Origin of the sequence: Pseudomonas luteola NBRC 103146, from assembly GCF_002091675.1 — a bacterium.
Taxonomy (GTDB): domain Bacteria; phylum Pseudomonadota; class Gammaproteobacteria; order Pseudomonadales; family Pseudomonadaceae; genus Chryseomonas; species Chryseomonas luteola.
In genome coordinates, this window is the sequence record NZ_BDAE01000001.1 from 208,055 (window position 1) to 227,798 (window position 19,744).

Genomic DNA, 19,744 nt, shown 5'->3' on the forward strand with positions numbered 1-19,744 from the left:
TAGCCTGCAATTTTTACTGAGGCAGTTGAGACGCCAGTTCGCGCAGGGCCGCCTCGGCACCCATGATGCGGCTCAGGCATTCCTGCGCCTTTTCAGGAGTCAGCCCCAGGCGCTCATACAGCTCAGGCGGAATGGGGCGTGCCGGGCCGCTGCCAATGCCTTCAGCGCGCAGCAGTTGCACGGCCATGAAGGTCAGGTTGGCATAGATGGCGTTGGGCCCGTCATAGGCCGGATAGGCCTGGAAGCGAAGTGCGGCTACCAGCTCTTCCGGCATTTCCCAGTTACGCATCAGCCAGGCGCCGATCTGCTCACGGGTGATGCCGATCAGGTGGCGCTCAATCAGGCTGCTGTCCAGATGCGGGTTGGCTTCCACGTGACGGCAGATCAGTGAGAAATGCGGCGGGAATACATGAGCCAGCACCAGATAGCCAAAGTTATGCAACAGCCCGCACAGGTAGGCAATGCCCATCTCAGGACGAACCTTGCGTGGCATGGCGCGTGCCAGCCCTTCGATGACGGCGGCGGTAAAGATGGACTGCTTCCAGTACGGCGTTGCGCTTTGCGGCTTGTCCTTGGGCAATGTGATCGTCTTGCCCAATGTCAGGCCCAGCGCCAGGTTGATGACCAGGTCGAAACCCAGAACCCGGACGATTGCATCTTCCACGGAGCGAATCTTGCCGGGCGCCGCGTAATACGGAGAAGACGCCCAGCTGATGACCTGGGCGGCTAGCGCCGGGTCGGTTTCCACCACACCGGCCAGATCATCGACCGTCGCTTCGGGATTGACGCGCAGCTTGATGATTTTCTCAGCTGTCTTGGACAGCGGCGGGATTTCCAGCGTCTCATCGAGGCGCTGCTTGATACGGCGCGCCGTGAAATGTGTGACGGCGCAGGTGATTTCCGCATCGTCCGCTTCCGGGCGCGTCTGATTGGGTTGAATGTCCAGCAGCGGCTCGCCGAAACGGCCCGGGTTGGCCTCGGCCAGCAAGCGACGGAAATCATCCACGGAGACTTCCAGCAAGACATCTTCCTCGCCAGACTCCAACAGCAGGTTGGGCTCCTTGAGCAGGCGTTCGTCATACAGGCAGGGCGAACTACTCAACGTAGGCAGGCCCGGCAGCACCTTGAGTTCGTGCTTGTGCAGCGCCTGGGACAGCCGTTCAGGCTTCATGACGGTCAGCGTGCGGCCGGTTAATTCCGACAGACGGTTAAGGTCGAGCAGCTGGTTCTGCGGAAACAGAACCATCAGAACCCCAGTCGAGTCATCCAGCAGGACGGCCTGTACGCGTTGGGCATTGGAAGAGAGGCCCATCGTGGAATTCACTTCACGATAGGACACCCCCAGCTTATCCAGCATCTCCTTGATGGGCGCTGGTGCATGAGGGGTTGGCTCGGAGGTGTGGGCTACGTCAGTCATGGTATTTCCGCTAGGCCAGATGTAGCCAGTATAACTACCTCGCGCCGCACTGGAATGCCTCTGACCAAAGGTCGCAAACTTTTATTTAGACCTGACCGTATTGCTGACCATGGCGTAGCCAACGTTCCAACAGTGGACTGACATGGGCGGGCCATTTTGCCAGCAGTTCCTGAGCGGCATCCCGTACCGCCGGGAGCAGATCGGCATCGCGCATCAGATCAGCGACCTTGAACTGCAATAGACCGGTTTGCCGGGTACCCAGCATTTCACCCGGGCCACGCAATTCCAGATCCCGTTCGGCAATCACGAAGCCGTCGTTCGTCTCCCGCATGATCGCCAGCCGCTCACGGCCAATATGCGACAGCGGAGGATGGAACAGCAGCACACAGTGGCTGACCGCACTGCCCCGCCCTACCCGGCCGCGCAACTGGTGCAACTGGGCAAGGCCCAGCCGCTCGGGGTTCTCGATGATCATGAGGCTCGCGTTGGGTACGTCCACGCCAACCTCGATCACTGTGGTGGCTACCAGCAGCTGCAACTCGCCCGCCTTGAACTGCGCCATGATCTCGGCCTTCTCAGCGGGCTTCATCCGGCCGTGGATCAAGCCGACCCGCAGCTCGCCCAGGGCCAGCGACAATTCCTCGAAGGTGGTTTCCGCGGCCTGACAGGTCAGCTCCTCAGACTCTTCGATCAGCGTACACACCCAATAGGCCTGTCGGCCTTCCAGGCAGGCGGCGCGCACACGCTCCACGACTTCTTCGCGACGGGTATCGGTAATGGTGACGGTATTGACCGGCGTACGGCCTGGGGGCAATTCGTCCAGCACCGAGGTATCCAGATCCGCATAGGCGCTCATGGCTAGTGTGCGCGGAATGGGCGTCGCGGTCATGATGAGCTGATGAGGGCTCAGGCGCCCTTCTACACCTTTCTGCCTCAAGGCCAGCCGCTGTTGAACACCGAAGCGGTGCTGCTCATCAATGATGACAAGGGCCAGCCGCGCAAAGTGGACTTCACTTTGAAAAAGAGCGTGGGTGCCGACAACCATGGGCGTTCCGGCCGCAATGCGCTCCAGTGACGCGGCGCGCGCCTTGCCCTTGAGCTTGCCAGCCAGCCAGGCAACCTCCAGCCCCAGAGGCTCGAACCAGCGTTGAAAATTCAGGTAGTGCTGCTCGGCCAGGATTTCTGTCGGCGCCATCAGGGCGACCTGATACCCAGCCTCAATGGCCTGCAGTGCAGCCATGGCCGCGACCACGGTCTTGCCTGCCCCTACATCACCCTGTACCAGACGCAGCATGGGTTCATGCTGGGCCAGATCATGGGCAATTTCTGCACCGACCCGCTGCTGGGCGCCGGTAGGCTTGAAGCCCAGGTTGGCCAGGTATTGTTTGGGTAGTTTTTTAGCAGGTGGCAATGGCGGTGCCTGCTGCGCGCGCATGGTTTCACGCAGGCGTTGCAGGGAGAGCTGATGGGTCAACAGCTCCTCGAAAACCAGCCGGCGCTGTGCCCAATGATGACCTATTGCCAGCTCCTCAACATCGGCGTCCGGCGGCGGGCGGTGGAGATAGCGCAGGGCCTCGGCTAGAGGGCCAAGCTTGTACTGTTTTGCCATTTCCGGTGGCAGCCAGTCTGGCAGGCTATGCGGCCCCAGTCGCTCCAGTGCCTGTTCGGTCAACTGTCGCAGGCGCAGCTGGGTCAGCCCTTCGGTGGTTGGATAGATCGGCGTCAGTGTCTGTTCGACAGGCGCTGGCGCGTCATCCTTCAGGGCCCGGTATTCCGGATGATAGATTTCAAGCCCCGATGCGCCGGGCCGTACTTCACCGTAGCAGCGCAGGTGCGTGCCACGCTTCATGCCATCCTTCTGGGCCTGGCTGAAATGAAAGAAGCGCAGGCTCAATGTGCCACTGCCGTCCTGCAGGCGAACCAGTAGGCTGCGTCGGCGACCCATGATGACATCAGCGGTGGCTACGACGCCTTCTACAACAGCGTCCTGCCCAGGGCGCAAGGCCCCGATCGGGACGACTCGGGTACGGTCCTGGTAGCGCAAAGGCAGATGAAACAGGACATCCTGCAGATTCTCGAGCCCTACCCTGGCCAACTTCTCTGCCATGGCCGCGCCGATGCCTTTCAGCGCGGTAACCGGGATAGCAGACAGTTCGGTCATGCCGGTTGTACGACTCCTGCCGCTTCAGGTCGGGCCACGGAGCACAGGCGTACCGAGTCGGCCAGCACCTCGATGGCGCGTGGACGCGGGAAGCTGGCTCGCCAGGCAATGGCGACCGTACGATAAGGCACCGGCGCGGTGAACGGGCGAACCTCGATCACGCCCGGCGCATAATGATGGCTTTCCACTGCCGAGAACGGCAGAACAGACACGCCTAGCCCGGAGGCCACCATGTGGCGGATGGTTTCCAGCGACGAGGACTCGACCTGGGTATGCTTGGCTTCGTCCCCATGCTTGCGCACCGTCGGACAGGCCTCAAGCACCTGATCGCGGAAGCAGTGCCCTTCACCCAGCAGCAACAGGCTCTTGTCGCTGAGCTGGGAGTTGTCGATCGACTTGAGCTCCGTCCAGGGATGGCGTGCCGGCATCATGACGTAGAAAGGTTCGTCATAGAGTGGCTTGGTCAGAACGTCCGGCTCGCTGAACGGCAACGCGATGATGATGGCGTCGAGTTCACCGGTGCGCAGCTTGTCCCGCAGCACATGGGTGAAGTTCTCTTCGATATACAACGGCATTTCTGGTGCCACGCGGTTCAGCTGGGGAACCAGGTGGGGAAACAGATAAGGGCCAATCGTATAGATGGCGCCGATCTTCAGCGGAGCGCTGAGCTGGTTCTTGCCCGCCTGGGCCAGCTCGCGAATACCCTGGGCCTGTTCCAGCACCTTCTGGGCCTGGGCCACAATGCTTTCACCCGTGGGTGTCAGGCGAACCGCACTCTTGCTGCGTTCAAAGATCAGGATGCCCAATTCGTCCTCAAGCTTTTTCACCCCGACCGACAGAGTCGGCTGGCTGACATGGCAACGTTCGGCGGCACGGCCGAAATGCTGCTCTTGGGCAAGAGTCACGATATAGCGCAGTTCAGTGAGGGTCATGATTGAATCAATCCTTAGAGCCTTTCCATACACAGCGGCGCACGAGGCTCGGCGAGGTGTCAGGCAAGGCGCCATTCCGAAATGACGGCGACGCTTGAAGGTCGTCCGTTCCGAGTCGTTCGCCAGACGGGTCAGCTAATGACCAATTAACAAATACTATCACCTGCAAGCATAACGGCTGCTCTTTTTTGAGCCAAGCTGTGTTGCAAGGCTTGAGGCTTAAAACGTGACTCGGCAAGCTACTCCACTCGATCGCTATTGATGCAGGTATTCCTATGTCCGTCTCCCCTCGTGTTCTGATTGCCGGCTGTGGTGACGTTGGCAGTCGCCTGGGTGTACGCCTGCAGGCAGCTGGCTGGACGGTGCATGGGCTGCGCCGCTCGGTGGAGCAACTGCCCAAGGCTATTCTACCGGTCGCAGGCGACCTGGCCGCTGCGGAGGCGCCAGCGCAATGGCCGACCGGGCCGCTGGATTACGTCGTATACGCCGCAGCGGCGACCCGGCACGATGAAACCGGTTACCGTACTGCCTATGTCGAGGGCCTTCAGCATGTGCTGGCGTGGCTTGAACCGCACCAGCAAACGCCGCGTCGGCTGGTCTTTATTTCCAGCTCTGGCGTATACGGGCAGAAAAACGGCGAGTGGGTGGACGAGACCTCAGCGACCGAGCCCGAAGGTTATTCCGGAAAGATCCTGCTGGAGGCCGAGCAGGTGGCACAGGCAAGCGGCCTGCCTGCTACAGCTGTACGCTTGAGCGGTATTTACGGCCCTGGTCGCGAATGGCTGCTCAATCAGGTTCGCCAGGGGTATCGCGTCGCCAGTGAGCCACCGCTGTATGGCAATCGTATTCACGTTGACGATGCTGCCACGCTGCTCGCTCATCTGTTGAGCGCAGATCAACAGGGCGTTGCGCTGGAGTCTGTTTACCTGGGGGTGGATGATGAGCCCGCTCCGCTCCACGATGTCGTCATGTGGTTGCGTGAGCAACTGGGCGTTACCCATTGGGCGGAGGAATCTGCCGTACGCCGGGCCGGTAGCAAGCGCTGCCGCAATACGCGCGCCCGTGAATTAGGATGGACGCCGCAATACCCCAGCTTTCGCGAAGGCTATTCCGCTATCCTGAATGTCTAGGACAAGCAGGCGCAGCCGTGGGGCTGCGCCCTGTCGTGCTTATTCCAGAACCAGGATACCGTCCATTTCAACCTGGGCACCCTTGGGCAGCGCTGCTACGCCAATGGCGGCACGCGCCGGATAGGGCTGCTGGAAGTAACGACCCATGATCTCATTCACCTTGGCAAAGTGACTGAGGTCGGTCAGGAAGATGTTCAGCTTGGCGATATCGGCCAGCGAACCGCCCGCGGCTTCCGCAACGGCTTTCAGATTCTCGAATACCTGTACGGTCTGCGCCTCGAAGCCTTCTACCAGCTCCATGGTCTTGGGATCCAGCGGGATCTGCCCGGACAGGTAAACCGTACTCCCGACCTTGATCGCCTGGGAGTAGGTGCCGATGGCGGCCGGTGCATTCTCGGTATGGATCACGGTCTTGCTCATGGAGTCGCTCCTTTATCCAGATGACAAAAAGCCTGTCGATAGAACCGACAGGCTAGCAGGCATCAGGGATAGGTGGAAAGGCTCGTTAACTGCGAACGCGCGTGATGCTGGCGACGCCGGAAAGCGTACGCAGTTTTCGAATGACCCGAGCCAGGTGCACACGATCATGCACGCTGACCACCAGTTGAACCACGCTGATGCGGCCGTCGCGCTCGTTCATGCTGATCTTTTCAACGTTGGCATCCACTGCCGTTACGCTGGTCGCCAGCATGGCGATCAGGCCGCGCTGATGCTCCAGTTGAACGCGTAGCTCTACATTGAATTCGCCAACCACATCCTTTGCCCAGGTGAGCGGGATGCATTTCTCGGGATTCTGGCGAATCTCGGCGATGTTCTTGCAGGTGTCCAGATGGACGACCATGCCCTTGCCCGCCGACAGGTGCCCAACGATCGGGTCGCCTGGAATCGGCGTACAGCACTTGGCATAGCTGAGGACCAGCCCTTCGGTACCCCGAATCGCGAGCGGGCCTTCGGTCTGCGCCTTATCTTCCTGGCTTTCGGCATCGGCCGATACCAGGCGACGGGCGACCACGTAGGCCATCTGGTTGCCCAGACCGATCTCTTCCAGCAGGTCTTCGAGTACCACTACCTTGTATTCCGCCAGAACCGGCAGGATACGCGGCAGGGAAATCTTGGAGAGCTGGGTATTGAAGTTGGCCAGCGCCTTGTTGAGCAGACGCTCGCCCAGGCTGATCGATTCGGATCGGCGCTGCTGCTTGAGTGCATGGCGGATATTTGTCCGCGCTTTGCCGGTCACGACAAAATTCAGCCAGGCCGGATTGGGCCGTGTGCCGGGTGCAGTAATGATCTCTACCGTCTCGCCACTGTTGAGCGGCTGCGACAGCGGTGCCAGACGGCGGTTGATGCGGCAGGCAATGCAGCTGTTGCCCACATCGGTGTGTACCGCATAGGCAAAGTCGACCGGCGTGGAGCCCTTGGGCAGCTCCATGATCCGACCTTTTGGCGTGAAGACATAGACCTCGTCCGGGAACAGGTCAATCTTCACGTTCTCGATGAATTCAAGGGAGTTGCCGGCGCGTTGCTGGAGTTCAAGGATGCCCTTTACCCACTGGCGAGCACGGGCGTGGGAGCCCTTTGGCTCCTCTTCACCTGACTTGTAGAGCCAGTGCGCTGCAATGCCGTTGTTAGCCATGTCTTCCATTTCGCGGGTGCGAATCTGGATTTCAATCGGTACGCCATGCATGCCGAACAGGGTCGTATGCAGGGATTGGTACCCGTTGGCCTTGGGAATGGCGATGTAATCCTTGAAGCGGCCCGGAATCGGCTTGTACAGGCTGTGCACCGCGCCCAGGACGCGGTAGCAGGTGTCGACCTTGTCGACGATGAGGCGGAAGGCATAGACGTCCATGATTTCATTGAACGACTTACGCTTGCCCCTCATCTTCTGGTAGATGCTGTAGAGGTGCTTTTCGCGACCGATCACCTCGCCCGGAAGCCCTTCACGCTGCAGACAGCTGGTCAGTGACTCCTGGATCTTGCTGACGATCTCGCGGCGATTGCCCCGGGCGGCCTTGACTGCACGCCGGATACGCTCGGCGCGCATGGGATGCATGGCCCGAAAACCCAGATCCTCGAACTCGGCATACATGTTGTGCATGCCCAGCCGGTTGGCGATCGGTGCATAAATTTCCAGGGTTTCCTTGGCGATGCGGCGGCTCTTGTCCGGCGGCATGGCATCAAGGGTGCGCATGTTATGCAGCCGGTCGGCCAGCTTGACCAGAATGACGCGAATGTCACGCGCCATGGCCATGGCCATTTTCTGGAAGTTTTCCGCCTGAGCCTCGGCCTTGGTCTCGAATTGCATCTGGGTCAGTTTGCTGACCCCGTCCACCAGCTCGGCCACGGTTTCGCCGAACTGCGCCATGAGCGCCTCTTTGGCAATGCCGGTATCCTCGATGACGTCGTGCAGCATGGCGGCCATCAGGCTCTGATGGTCCATGTGCATATCGGCCAGGATATTGGCGACCGCAAGCGGGTGGGTCACGTAGGGCTCGCCGCTGCGGCGGCGCTGCCCATCGTGAGCTTGCTCGGCGTAGTAATAGGCGCGGCGGACCAGGTTGACCTGATCAGGGCCCAAATAGGACGCGAGCCGTTCGGAGAACGTGTCTATGGCTGGCATGGATGGCTTATCTCCTGCCGGCCCACGTAACGGCTCGTCGGTCCGGCATCTTACAGCGCCTCGCTATCGGCCTCGTTGTTTTCTTCGAAAGCAGCGAACAGCGGCTCTTCTTCAACGATATCTTCCTGACGAACCACTTCGTCATCGACCAGGCCTTCAGCGATTTCACGCAGGGCCACTACGGTCGGCTTGTCATTATCCCACGGTACTTTGGGCTCTTTGCCGCCGGTTGCGAGCTGACGCGAGCGCTTGGTGGCGAGCATGACCAGTTCGAAACGGTTATCGACGTTATCCAGGCAGTCTTCAACGGTGACGCGGGCCATGGTGTTCCTCGGTGGTAATGTGATCCCGAAGCGGGAGGACTGTGTAGTCTAAAAAATCGGCAGTGCTAAGGGAAGTGCCGTTTGGCTCATGACCGCTGGATCAGGAGCTTTTCGAGCAATTCGTTGTGTCGGCGTTGCTGGCGGTCCAGACGCAGCTGCCTGGCTCGGAAGACGGACTTCAGATCTTCCAGTGCCGAGGCGAAGTCATCATTGATGATCAAATAGTCATATTCGACATAGTGGCTCATCTCGCTGACCGCTTCGTGCATGCGTCGCTCGATCACCTCATGACTATCCTGCCCGCGGTTGTTCAGTCGCTGGCGCAGGGCTTCCTGGCTGGGCGGCAGGATAAAGATGGACTGGGCATGAGGCATCTTGCGACGTACCTGTTGGGCACCCTGCCAATCGATCTCGAGGATCAGGTCGTGACCTTCGGCGAGGGTCTGCTCCAGCTGGCGCTGGGACGTACCGTAGTAGTTGCCGAACACTTCGGCATGCTCCAGGAAGTCACCATGCTCCAGCAGGCCCTGAAAGGTCGAGACATCCACGAAGTGATAGTTGACCCCGTCGACCTCGCCCGGGCGCATGGCGCGCGTGGTGTGGGAGACGGATACACGGACTTCAGGCAGGGCATCGAGCAGGGCCTTGACCAGGCTGGTCTTGCCTGCACCCGAAGGCGCCGAAACGATGTAAAGGGTGCCAGGGAGGGCTGTCATAGTGAATGGCCTATTCGATGTTCTGCACTTGTTCGCGCATTTGTTCTATCAATACTTTGAGATTGACCGCCGCCTGGGTGGAGCGCGGGTCAAAGGCTTTTGAGCCTAGGGTGTTGGCTTCGCGGTTGAGTTCCTGCATGAGGAAGTCCAGGCGACGGCCGGCGGCGCCTCCAGCCTTGAGCACACGGCTCACCTCGCCTACGTGCGTCGTCAGACGGTCCAGCTCTTCTGCCACGTCGCTTTTCTGGGCCAGCATGACCAGCTCCTGTTCGAGCCGCTGTGGATCGGCCTCAAGGCTTAGCTCGGCAAAGCGGTCGAGAATCTTCTGGCGCTGGGCGGTGAGCATCTCGGGAATCAGCTCACGAAGCGCGGCCACTTCGACCAGAATGGCCTGCAGGCGCTCCTCGATCAGGCGGGCCAGCTCCGCTCCCTCACGGTTGCGGCCGGCCTTGAGTTCATCCAGTGCGGCTGCAAACAGGACTTTTGCCTCGGCATTCAGGGCCTGTGGGTCGGCGCTCTGGGAGGTCAGTACACCCGGCCAGCTCAGGACGGTCATCGGATCGATCAGGGCGGGCTGTTGGATCATCGACGCCAGGCGTTCGGCTGCTGCAATCAGCTGGCCGGCGCGCTGTTCATCAATCTGTAGGCTGGGTGCGGCATTCTCTTCGCTGAAACGCAGGGTGCATTCCACCTTGCCACGTGACAGACCCTGGCGCAGTGCCTCGCGGACACTGCTTTCAAGGTCGCGAAACGCTTCAGGCAAACGCAGGTGCGGCTCCAGATAGCGATGATTGACCGAGCGCAACTCCCAGCTCAGCGTACCGTACACACCCGCGCGTTCAACGCGGGCGAAGGCCGTCATGCTATGCACCATGGAATGTCCTCGCTTAAGCAGTGCGGGAATACCCGGCAACGATCACGGAAGCGTTTTCGCTGCAGAGCGGTCCGCAAAAAAGAGGTAAGTCTACCCCAGCCTGACGGTGGGCCCAACGTAGTGATGTCGCATGATCCTCTATGGGGCCTATAATGACGACCAGTTTTCTCCTGCAACAGGTATCCCTACATGAATCGTCCGAGTGGTCGCGCTGCCGACCAGTTACGCGAGATCCGCATCACCCGTCACTACACCAAGCATGCCGAAGGTTCGGTTCTGGTGGAGTTCGGTGACACCAAAGTGATCTGCACGGTCAGCGTCGAGGCCGGAGTGCCACGCTTCCTGAAGGGCAAGGGTCAAGGTTGGCTGACGGCCGAATACGGCATGCTGCCACGTGCGACCGGCGAACGTACCCAGCGTGAAGCCTCCCGTGGCAAGCAGGGTGGCCGTACCCTGGAAATCCAGCGCCTGATTGGTCGCTCGCTGCGTGCGGCGGTAGATCTGACCAAGCTGGGCGAGAACACCCTGTACATCGACTGCGACGTGATCCAGGCCGATGGCGGTACCCGTACGGCCTCTGTGACCGGAGCCTGTGTGGCGCTGGTCGATGCGCTGGCGGCGCTCAAGAAGCGTAGCGGGCTCAAGGGCAACCCGCTCAAGCAGATGGTTGCAGCCGTCTCTGTGGGTATCTATCAGGGCGCACCGGTACTGGATCTGGACTATCTTGAAGATTCCACTGCCGAGACCGATCTGAATGTGATCATGACCGATGCTGGCGGCTTCATCGAAGTCCAGGGCACGGCGGAAGGTGCACCCTTCCAGCCTGAAGAGTTCAACGCCATGCTGGCGCTGGCTCAGAAAGGCATCAAGGATCTGTTCGAGATACAAAAGGCCGCCTTGGCCGAATGACCTGACGAGGGCGTATGAACGAACTACAGCAAGTCCCTAGTGCGGATGCACGCCGTTGGGCCATGCTCTGCCATTATTCAGCGTTTCTGTGGTTCGTGGCGCCCATGATCGGCAATGTCATCGGACCGCTCGTCGTCTGGCAGTTCAAGCGGGAGGCGGATCCATTCATTGATGATCAGGGCAAGGAAGCACTCAACTTCCAGCTCACCATCACGGTGGCCACCCTGCTCTGCTGGCTGCTCGCCTGGGTACTGATCGGGTTTCCCCTGATGGTTCTCGTAGGCGTGTGGGCCTTTGTGCTGACCGTTATCGCGGGCCTCAAGGCCAACAAGGGCCGCCCTTACCGGTATCCCTTCTGCTGGCGACCGGTGGACTGAGCGTCAGACAATAAAAAACCGGCCCTGGGCCGGTTTTTTATTTATTACCAACAACTCTCAGATGCTGAGCGCCCAATCGTAATCGATCATCAGCGGAGCATGCTGTGAGAAGCGCGGCTGCCGAGGCAGACGTGCCGAACGCACGAAACGGCGCAGACCCGGTGTCAGGATCTGATAGTCGAAGCGCCAGCCAAGGTTCAGGTGCTCGGCCTGCTCACTGTCCGGCCACCAGCTGAACTGGTCGCCATCACGGCTGATCTCGCGCAGGGCATCCACATAGCCCATATTGCCGATCACTTCGTCCATCCAGGCCCGCTCAGGTGCCAGGAAGCCTGGCATCTGCTGGCATTCGCGCCAGTTCTTCACATCGATCTTCTGATGTGCGACGTAGAGCGAACCACAATAGATGTACTCGCGGCGCTTGCGGCGCTGCTTGTTCAGGTAATTGGTGAAGTCGTCCATGAACTTGAACTTGTGGTTCAGTTCATCATCACCGCCCATGCCGGAAGGCAAAAGCAGTGTGGCGATACTCACCTTGTCAAAATCAGCTTGCAGGTAGCGTCCGTAACGATCTGCAGTCTCAAAACCCAGGCCGCTGATGACCGCTTTGGGCTGGAGTTTGCTATACAGCGCAGCACCGCCCTGGCTGGGTACCTCGGCGTCGCAGGCATAGAGGAAGTAGCCATCCAGTTGGTAGGCAGGATCTTCCAGATCGAAGGCGGAGGCGCGGGTGTCCTGCAAGCAGATCACGTCGGCATTCTGGCCTTGAAGCCAATTGAGCAACCCTCGCTCAACGGCAGCCTGAATACCATTCACGTTCATACTAATGATCCGCATAAATGGCCCCCAAAAAATCGTGGATGTATGATACCCGAGCTCAAACGCTTTAGCTAAATTCATGCCGCCCGGGATTTTCGTAATGCAGGCGTATCAACGCAATTTCATTCGTTTTGCTATCGAGCGCGGAGTTCTGCGCTTCGGTGAATTCACATTGAAGTCCGGACGTGTTAGTCCGTATTTCTTCAATGCCGGTTTGTTCAACAGCGGAAACGCCTTGGCTCAGCTAGGACGTTTCTACGCCGCTGCGGTCACAGACTCAGGCCTTAATTTCGACGTATTGTTCGGTCCGGCCTATAAAGGGATTCCGCTGGCTGCCGCTACAGCCGTTGCGCTGGCCGAAGAATATGGTCGTGACCTGCCTTGGTGCTTCAACCGAAAAGAGGCCAAGGATCACGGTGAAGGCGGCATGTTGGTGGGGGCTCCGCTGGCGGGTCGCGTCCTGATTATCGACGATGTCATTACGGCCGGTACTGCAATCCGCGAGGTCATGCAGATCATTCAGGCACAAGGTGCCACGCCTGCTGGCGTATTGATTGCATTGAATCGCCAGGAGCTTGGTAAAGGCGAGCTGTCGGCCATTCAAGAGGTCGAGCGGGACTTTGAAATGCCGGTCGTCAGTATCGTGGCCCTGGATCAGGTACTGGAGTATCTGGCCGGTGACACTGAGCTGAAGCAGCATCTACCGGCTGTTGAAGCCTACCGCGCGAATTACGGTATCTGAACTGACGCATGAGGCGAGATGGCGGTGGCGAGAAGAAAAAAGGCGGTGCTTGGGAGCGCCCTGATTTTACTGACAAGTAGTGTTCTGGCTGCTGAGTCCACCCCCATCCAGCTGTATCGCTATGTGGATCGCAACGGTGTGACCGTGATCGATCGGCAGGGCGTGCCGGCCGAATATGCAGGCAAGGGATACGATATTCTCAACGAGCAGGGGCGCGTCATGAAGGTCGTGCCCCCTGCCCCGCCTGCTGAAGAAATTCTCCGACGGGCGGCAGCCAAGCAGCAGGCCCAGGCGGACGCAAATCTCCTCAGGCTGTACAGCAGTGTGGCGGATGTCGACCGCGCCAAGGTGCGTAAATTGAACGAGCTGGACGGCTTGGCGGCCGTCAAGCGCGGGAATCTTCAGGCGCTCAACCAGCAGCGCGACACGCTCATGAGCCAGGCGGCCAGTTATCAGCGTGGTGGTCAGGCTGTGCCGGACGATCTGCTTCAGCGGATCGAGGCGCTCAAGGGGGAAGAGCATCGCCTGCAGAGCGAGCTGGACCGGTATATCAAGGATCGCCAGACGGCAGAGGCCAACTTCAATGCGGATCGCGCCCGGATCGTACAGCTTCTGGATGAGTAAGCGATTTCACTGAAAACGGGGCCTGAGCCCCGTTTTTAGGCTTACAGCTGCTGATTGGTAATCAATGTGCCCACACCGATATCGGTGAAGATCTCCAGCAGTACAGCATTAGGGACGCGGCCATCAATAATGTGGGCGCTTTGTACCCCATCCTGCACCGCTTCCAGAGCACAGCGAATCTTGGGCAGCATGCCCCCGTAAATGGTGCCGTCGGCAATCAGGCCGTTTACCTGCTCAGTGGTCAATCCGGTCAGAACCTGCCCTTCTTTGTCCATCAAACCGGCGATATTTGTGAGAAGCATCAACTTTTCAGCCTTGAGGGCTTCGGCTACCTTCCCTGCCACCAGGTCCGCGTTGATGTTGTAGGACTCCCCGTTTGCGCCCACACCAATGGGTGCAATGACGGGAATGAAATCGCCCGATACCAGCATGTTCAGAAGTTCGGTATTTACACCGCTGACCTCCCCGACCTGACCGATATCGATGATTTCCGGCTTGGTCATTTCCGGTGTCTGACGGCTGACAGTGAGCTTGGTCGCTCGAATCAGGTTGGCATCTTTGCCGGTCAGGCCAATGGCACGACCGCCATGACGGTTGATCAGGTTGACGATGTCCTTGTTCACCTGACCGCCCAGCACCATTTCCACGACGTCCATGGTCTGACTGTCGGTGACGCGCATGCCGTCGATGAAATTACTTTCGATGCTCAGGCGCTTGAGCAGATCACCGATCTGGGGGCCGCCACCATGAACCACGACCGGGTTGATCCCCACGGCCTTCATCAACACGATGTCTCGGGCGAAGCCGGCCTTGAGCTCATCGCTTTCCATGGCGTTGCCGCCGTACTTGATTACCAGCGTCTTGCCGACGAAACGGCGAATATAGGGCAGCGCTTCGGAAAGCACTTGGGCGACATGCGAGGCATCATCGCGGCTCAGGGTCATGGCGTACTCCTCAGGTCGATAAAAATAAAGGGCGCCTGGGCGCCCTTTATTCTGCGGTTCGAATGTTAGAACGGCAGGTTCAGGTCAGGCTGAACGGCAAGCAGCTGCTTGCGGAAGACATCCTTGATACGGTCCAGCTCTTCTTGGGTCTCAGCCTCGAAGCGCAGCACCAGTACCGGCGTGGTGTTGGACGCACGGACCAGACCCCAGCCTTCTTGATAGTCGACACGCACGCCGTCCAATGTGGTGATCTGTGCATCACCCCATTTGGCATCGCGCTGCAGGGCATCGATGATGCCGAACTTGCCTTCTTCGGTCACCTGGATATTGATCTCGGGTGTAGAGATATCCACCGGGAAGGTATCGAATACTTGCTGGGCGGTGCCCTTCTCCTGGCTCAGGATCTCAAGCAGACGCACGGCGCTGTAGATGCCATCGTCAAAGCCATACCAGCGCTCTTTGAAGAACACATGACCGCTCATCTCGCCCGCCAGCAGAGCACCGGTTTCCTTCATCTTCTTCTTGATGAGGGAGTGACCGGTCTTCCACATGATCGGACGACCGCCGTAGCCGGCGATGAGGTTGTTCAGGCGGCGGGTGCACTTGACGTCAAAGATGATATCGGCGCCCGGGTTGCGGGATACCACATCCTTGGCGAACAGCATCAGCAGCTGGTCGGGATAAATGATGTTGCCTTCGTTGGTCACGACACCTACGCGGTCGCCGTCGCCATCAAAGGCCAGACCCAGGTCGGCGCCGGTTTCCTTGACCTTGGCGATCAGGTCTTCCAGGTTCTCGGGCTTGCCCGGATCCGGATGGTGATTCGGGAAGTTGCCGTCAACGTCGCAGAACAGCGGAATAACCGTGCAGCCCAGGGCTTCGATCAGCTGGGGTGCAACCACACCGGCCACACCGTTGCCGCAGTCGACCACGACTTTCAGCTTCTTGGCCAGGACGATGTCGTTCTTGATCTGGTCGAAATAACGCTCCAGGACGTCGATCTTCTCAACGGTGCCCTGACCGGTTGCAACGTCGCCGGTCTCGATGCGCTCGCGCAGGCGCTGAATGCTTTCGTTGGCCAGGGTCTCGCCGGCGATCACGATTTTGAAACCATTGTAATCCGGCGGATTGTGGCTACCTGTGAGCATCACACCGGACTTGCCAGCCAGAACGTTGGCTGCGTAGTACAGAACGGGTGTGGGCACCATGCCGATGTCGCTGACGGTTGCGCCGGTATCAGCGATCCCCTTGATCAGCTGCTCGACCAGTTCCGGGCCGGACAGACGGCCATCACGGCCTACGGCCACGTTGGGTTCGTTACGGGCCAGACTTTCGGAGCCGATGGCGCGACCGATCCAGTACGCGGTTTCCGGCGTCAGGGAGTCGCCCACTACGCCACGGATGTCGTAGGCGCGGAAAATGCTGGTATTGAGTTTCGGGGCTTGAACGGTGTTGCTCATTAGGGGTTTCTCCAATCCCAGGAGATCCTGGTCTTCGTCGAGGATATCGATATCAAGTATGTCGTCACTGCTTGGAAACATCGGGTCTGTATACGACGCGCTGCCTTGCTTGGCCAATGCCGTTACGGTCGCCTCTGCAGGCGCCGTGACCGAAGCGGCTGCTTCGGTGGATTTCGGCGGTGGCCCGACCAGTGCCTGTGTCAGGGGTTCAAGTTGTGAGAACCGCAAAACAGGCCGTTGGGCCACAAGACCGCTAACAAGTTCCTGATGAAAACGGGAGAGACTGCACACATCGTCAACGAGACGCCGTTGCAGGTGCCTGCGCAGCAGCAAAAGCCCGGTCCCGGCCCCGGCCAGCGACAGGATGAGCGCCGCTGGCAACGTCCATAACGGCCAGCCAGCACTGAACGAGGTGGCCGGTATTACTTCCAGCGTCCAGAGAGGGTTATTGGTCTTGAAGGTATGCGTATCGGCAGTGACCGGTATGCCGCCCTCTGCCAAACGTTGAGGCGCAGCCTGGTTGAAGCGCTGGGTCAGCTGCCAGTGGCCCGCCTCGATGGGCATGCCTGTCAAGCCGCTTAGCAGGACGGTGCCAACGACCCGGCTGTCGCTTGCAGTAACGGGGGCTGCGGTATAAACCAGCCATTTCTGGCCGACCCGGTAGGCTTCTGATCCGGCAGGCTGCCCTGAGCTGACACGACGTGCCAGATCCAGAGCGGCGAAGTTCAAGGGCCCTGGCCTTGTCTCGTTGGGCTGGCTGGTGTTCTGACGAACCAGATGGGCATCGATCAGGCCGCCGTGCTGAAGAATCTGCTCAGCTGATGAGCGCAAGTCCTCGTTGGACTGGGTCAGTGCCTGGACCACCATGGGCTCGGCAGCAGTCATGCGGGCGCGATTTTCCAGCTGGCTCAGCGCCTGGCTCACAGCGGCGGCCTGCCCTTGTCCCCAGGCCTGGGTCAATTGTGTCTGGGAGTCCCGCTGCAGCGGCTCGATGGCGAGACCCCACAGCAGGCCCAGTCCCAGGAAGGAGCCCGCCAGGGCAGGTAGAAGACCGGGTAGCAGAGAGACGTTCTTGTTCTTTTCTTGAGCGGGGCCTTTGGGCGTGGCCTTGCGCTTGGTGTTTTTCAATGCAGCACCTCGTTTCTGTCCCTGGGAGGCAGGCTCGGCGGTCAGCGGGTACCGGAGTGTCCGAAACCGCCTGCGCCTCGCTCGGTTTGCTCGAACTCGTCCACCAGTTTGAAATGCGCCTGAACGACCGGTACCAGCATGAGCTGGGCGATGCGTTCACCCACAGTAATGGTGAAAGTGGTTTGACCACGGTTCCAGCATGAGACCATCAGTTCGCCCTGATAGTCCGAGTCGATCAGACCAACCAGGTTGCCCAGCACGATGCCGTGCTTATGGCCTAGGCCCGAGCGCGGCAGAACAAGCGCCGCCAGGCCCGGATCGGCAATGTAGATGGACAGGCCGGTTGGAATCAGAACCGTCTGGCCCGGCTCCAGGGTTATGTCTTCCTTGAGCATGGCACGTAAGTCGAGCCCGGCAGAGCCGGACGTTGCATAGGCTGGCAACGGAAAATCAGTACCGAGGCGGGGATCGAGAATCTTGGCTTGAAGGTTATGCATGAGTCTGGGTTTGTCTGAGTCGGTTGGCGATAAAGTCGATCAGCTGGCGGGCGATCTTGCCCTTGCTGGTCTGGGCGAAGCGGGTTTCGTGCAGGTCACGGTCAATGACGCTGACGGCATTGTCTTCGCTGTTGAAGCCAATGGCCGGGTTGGCTACGTCGTTGGCGACGATGAGGTCGAGATTCTTGTCCACCAGCTTGCGCGAGGCGTAGTCGAGCAGGTGCTCCGTCTCGGCGGCAAAACCTACGCTGAACGGACGATCCGGGCGGCGCGCCAGCGTGGCCAGGATATCGGGGTTGCGTACCATCTGAAGCAGCATACCCTCGCCGCTGGCGGGATCTTTCTTGAGCTTGTGTGGCGCGACGACTTCTGGGCGGAAGTCAGCCACGGCGGCCGCGGCGATCAACACATCACATGGCATGGCCGCCTCACAGGCGGCCAGCATGTCGCGGGCACTGACGACATCCACACGGCTGACGCGATCAGGCGTCGGCAGGTGGACGGGGCCTGTGACCAGGGTGACGCGAGCCCCTGCTTCCACAGCTGCCTCGGCCAGGGCAAAGCCCATTTTCCCGGAGCTATGATTGGTGATGTAGCGCACTGGGTCGATGTTTTCCTGCGTGGGGCCTGCAGTGATCAGCATGTGCTGACCCGTCAGGCTCTGCCGGGCGAAACAGTCAGCGGCAAGTTGCGCAAGATCATCCGGTTCGAGCATGCGACCCATGCCCACATCTCCGCAGGCCTGGCTGCCCGAGGCGGGGCCGAAGAGCTTGAAGCCACGGCTTTTCAGCAGTTCGGTGTTGGCCAGGGTCGCCGGGTCACGCCACATGGCCTGGTTCATGGCCGGGGCCAGCGCCACAGGCGCATCGGTTGCCAGCACGACTGTGGTCAACAGGTCATTGGCGATGCCTTGGCTCAGGCGGGCCATCAGATCGGCTGTAGCCGGCGCGATCAGGACAAGGTCCGCCCAGCGGGCCAGCTCGATATGTCCCATTGCCGCTTCGGCTGCCGGATCGAGCAGATCAAGATGCACCGGGTGGCCCGATAGGGCCTGAAGGGTCAGGGGAGTGATGAATTCACGGCCGCCCTGAGTCATGACGACCCGGACTTCCGCGCCACAGGTGCGCAAGCGACGCACCAGCTCGGCACTCTTGTATGCGGCGATTCCGCCGCCGACGCCAAGCACGATGCGTTTACGATAAAGCCGTTGCATGAGCCTGCCTTATGTTGAGCCTGACTGGCCCGGAGGCCGGTTACAGGAGCTTTTTATGACGGATATCGCGTCTGCACGAACGGCGGTCGATAAGCCGTTCGCCAGGCAAAAAGTGCGGCTAAGATAGCACAGCGCCCGCCATGGAGTAGCGGGCCGATATCGACAAGGAGCGTTCGATGAGTATTCGCGACTGGCCCGCCAACGAGCGGCCCCGTGAGAAGTTGCTGGAACAGGGCGCGGCTGCCCTGACCGATGCCGAGCTGCTGGCTATCTTTCTGCGTACCGGTGTGACCGGAAAGAGCGCGGTAGACCTGGCGCGCCACCTGTTGCAGGAATTCGGCAGCCTGCGGGCGCTTCTGGAGGCTGATCTGGCCTCGTTCAGCGCGCATCTGGGACTGGGACCGGCCAAGTTCACCCAGCTGCAGGCCGTTCTGGAAATGGGCCGCCGCCACTTGGCAGAGCGTCTGCGGCGTGATTCCGCGCTGGAGAGTCCGCAAGCCGTCAAGGACTACCTGAAGGCCCGCCTGCGTCATGAGCCCCATGAGATCTTCGGCTGCCTGTTCCTGGACGCCAAACACCGTGTTCTGGCGTTCGAAGCGCTGTTTCACGGCACCATCGATGGCGCTAGCGTCTACCCACGACAAGTCGTTAAGCGCGCCCTGGCCCATAACGCGGCAGCCCTGATCCTCACCCATAACCACCCTTCCGGCATCGCAGAGCCCAGCCAGTCGGATCGCATCCTCACCCAGCGGCTCAAGGAAGCGCTTTCGCTGATCGATGTGCGGGTGCTCGATCACTTCATCGTGGGCGAAGGCGAGCCGTTGTCCATGGCTGAATATGGTTGGCTGTAAGAGCAGT

19 protein-coding genes are annotated in these 19,744 nt (G+C 60.0%); 6 read left to right on the top strand and 13 right to left on the bottom strand.

Annotated elements, in window-relative coordinates:
* Window positions 1-13: 13 nt before the first annotated feature.
* The 3 genes from PLU01S_RS01000 to PLU01S_RS01010 form a co-directional block, all read right to left on the bottom strand.
* The gene (locus tag PLU01S_RS01000; protein ID WP_074821116.1) at window positions 14-1,417 is read right to left on the bottom strand and encodes an aminoacyl-tRNA deacylase and HDOD domain-containing protein; all 1,404 of its coding nucleotides are present in this window, start codon (window positions 1,415-1,417) and stop codon (window positions 14-16) included.
* An 85-nt stretch (window positions 1,418-1,502) separates the two neighbouring features.
* Window positions 1,503-3,578, bottom strand: coding sequence for an ATP-dependent DNA helicase RecG (gene recG, locus PLU01S_RS01005; RefSeq protein WP_074821118.1), 2,076 nt, complete (start codon window positions 3,576-3,578; stop codon window positions 1,503-1,505).
* Window positions 3,575-4,510 (bottom strand): hydrogen peroxide-inducible genes activator, encoded by a 936-nt coding sequence (locus PLU01S_RS01010; RefSeq protein WP_074821121.1) that lies wholly within the window; start codon window positions 4,508-4,510, stop codon window positions 3,575-3,577. The genes recG and PLU01S_RS01010 overlap by 4 nt, the downstream gene beginning before the upstream one ends.
* Window positions 4,511-4,785: 275 nt before the next feature.
* On the opposite strand from PLU01S_RS01010, the gene PLU01S_RS01015 reads away from it, so the two are divergent.
* The gene (locus PLU01S_RS01015) at window positions 4,786-5,640 is read left to right on the top strand and encodes an SDR family oxidoreductase (RefSeq protein ID WP_074821124.1); all 855 of its coding nucleotides are present in this window, start codon (window positions 4,786-4,788) and stop codon (window positions 5,638-5,640) included.
* 39 nt (window positions 5,641-5,679) lie between these two features.
* Here the strand turns inward: PLU01S_RS01015 and PLU01S_RS01020 are convergent, their stop codons facing one another.
* The 5 genes from PLU01S_RS01020 to PLU01S_RS01040 form a co-directional block, all read right to left on the bottom strand.
* The gene (locus PLU01S_RS01020) at window positions 5,680-6,060 is read right to left on the bottom strand and encodes a RidA family protein (protein ID WP_074821127.1); all 381 of its coding nucleotides are present in this window, start codon (window positions 6,058-6,060) and stop codon (window positions 5,680-5,682) included.
* 85 nt (window positions 6,061-6,145) lie between these two features.
* Window positions 6,146-8,260: a bifunctional GTP diphosphokinase/guanosine-3',5'-bis pyrophosphate 3'-pyrophosphohydrolase gene (gene spoT / locus PLU01S_RS01025; protein ID WP_074821129.1), complete on the bottom strand. Its 2,115-nt coding sequence runs from the start codon at window positions 8,258-8,260 to the stop codon at window positions 6,146-6,148.
* Window positions 8,261-8,310: 50 nt separating this feature from the next.
* The gene (gene rpoZ, locus PLU01S_RS01030) at window positions 8,311-8,583 is read right to left on the bottom strand and encodes a DNA-directed RNA polymerase subunit omega (RefSeq protein WP_010796444.1); all 273 of its coding nucleotides are present in this window, start codon (window positions 8,581-8,583) and stop codon (window positions 8,311-8,313) included.
* An 86-nt stretch (window positions 8,584-8,669) separates the two neighbouring features.
* Complete coding sequence (gene gmk / locus PLU01S_RS01035) at window positions 8,670-9,299, bottom strand: guanylate kinase (protein ID WP_010796445.1); 630 nt, start codon at window positions 9,297-9,299, stop codon at window positions 8,670-8,672.
* 10 nt (window positions 9,300-9,309) lie between these two features.
* Window positions 9,310-10,173: a YicC/YloC family endoribonuclease gene (locus tag PLU01S_RS01040; RefSeq protein ID WP_074821132.1), complete on the bottom strand. Its 864-nt coding sequence runs from the start codon at window positions 10,171-10,173 to the stop codon at window positions 9,310-9,312.
* Window positions 10,174-10,362: 189 nt separating this feature from the next.
* Here PLU01S_RS01040 and rph point away from each other — a divergent pair, with 189 nt between their 5' ends.
* Together rph and PLU01S_RS01050 are read left to right on the top strand one after the other, a co-directional pair.
* Window positions 10,363-11,082, top strand: coding sequence for a ribonuclease PH (rph, locus tag PLU01S_RS01045; protein WP_010796447.1), 720 nt, complete (start codon window positions 10,363-10,365; stop codon window positions 11,080-11,082).
* Between the two features lie 14 nt (window positions 11,083-11,096).
* Window positions 11,097-11,459: a DUF4870 domain-containing protein gene (locus PLU01S_RS01050; protein WP_010796448.1), complete on the top strand. Its 363-nt coding sequence runs from the start codon at window positions 11,097-11,099 to the stop codon at window positions 11,457-11,459.
* A 57-nt stretch (window positions 11,460-11,516) separates the two neighbouring features.
* On the opposite strand, the gene PLU01S_RS01055 is transcribed toward PLU01S_RS01050, so the two are convergent.
* The gene (locus tag PLU01S_RS01055; RefSeq protein ID WP_074821136.1) at window positions 11,517-12,296 is read right to left on the bottom strand and encodes an exodeoxyribonuclease III; all 780 of its coding nucleotides are present in this window, start codon (window positions 12,294-12,296) and stop codon (window positions 11,517-11,519) included.
* Window positions 12,297-12,378: 82 nt separating this feature from the next.
* Here PLU01S_RS01055 and pyrE point away from each other — a divergent pair, with 82 nt between their 5' ends.
* Together pyrE and PLU01S_RS01065 are read left to right on the top strand one after the other, a co-directional pair.
* On the top strand, window positions 12,379-13,020 hold the full coding sequence (pyrE, locus tag PLU01S_RS01060) for an orotate phosphoribosyltransferase (protein WP_074821143.1): 642 nt from the start codon (window positions 12,379-12,381) through the stop codon (window positions 13,018-13,020).
* Window positions 13,021-13,044: 24 nt separating this feature from the next.
* The gene (locus PLU01S_RS01065) at window positions 13,045-13,644 is read left to right on the top strand and encodes a DUF4124 domain-containing protein (RefSeq protein WP_371106364.1); all 600 of its coding nucleotides are present in this window, start codon (window positions 13,045-13,047) and stop codon (window positions 13,642-13,644) included.
* 41 nt (window positions 13,645-13,685) lie between these two features.
* Here the strand turns inward: PLU01S_RS01065 and argB are convergent, their stop codons facing one another.
* The 4 genes from argB to coaBC all read right to left on the bottom strand — a co-directional run bounded on the left by argB (window position 13,686) and on the right by coaBC (window position 18,886).
* The gene (argB, locus tag PLU01S_RS01070; RefSeq protein WP_074821147.1) at window positions 13,686-14,588 is read right to left on the bottom strand and encodes an acetylglutamate kinase; all 903 of its coding nucleotides are present in this window, start codon (window positions 14,586-14,588) and stop codon (window positions 13,686-13,688) included.
* Window positions 14,589-14,653: 65 nt separating this feature from the next.
* Complete coding sequence (algC, locus tag PLU01S_RS26495) at window positions 14,654-16,048, bottom strand: phosphomannomutase/phosphoglucomutase (protein WP_216822593.1); 1,395 nt, start codon at window positions 16,046-16,048, stop codon at window positions 14,654-14,656.
* 1,169 nt (window positions 16,049-17,217) lie between these two features.
* A complete protein-coding gene (gene dut, locus PLU01S_RS01080) occupies window positions 17,218-17,673 on the bottom strand; it encodes a dUTP diphosphatase (protein ID WP_074821155.1) in 456 nt (151 codons plus the stop codon).
* On the bottom strand, window positions 17,666-18,886 hold the full coding sequence (gene coaBC, locus PLU01S_RS01085) for a bifunctional phosphopantothenoylcysteine decarboxylase/phosphopantothenate--cysteine ligase CoaBC (RefSeq protein WP_010796455.1): 1,221 nt from the start codon (window positions 18,884-18,886) through the stop codon (window positions 17,666-17,668). The genes dut and coaBC overlap by 8 nt, the downstream gene beginning before the upstream one ends.
* 176 nt (window positions 18,887-19,062) lie before the next feature.
* Between coaBC and radC the strand changes: the two genes are divergently transcribed.
* Window positions 19,063-19,737, top strand: a complete 675-nt coding sequence (gene radC / locus PLU01S_RS01090; protein ID WP_074821159.1) for a RadC family protein — start codon at window positions 19,063-19,065, stop codon at window positions 19,735-19,737.
* Window positions 19,738-19,744 lie beyond the last annotated feature (7 nt).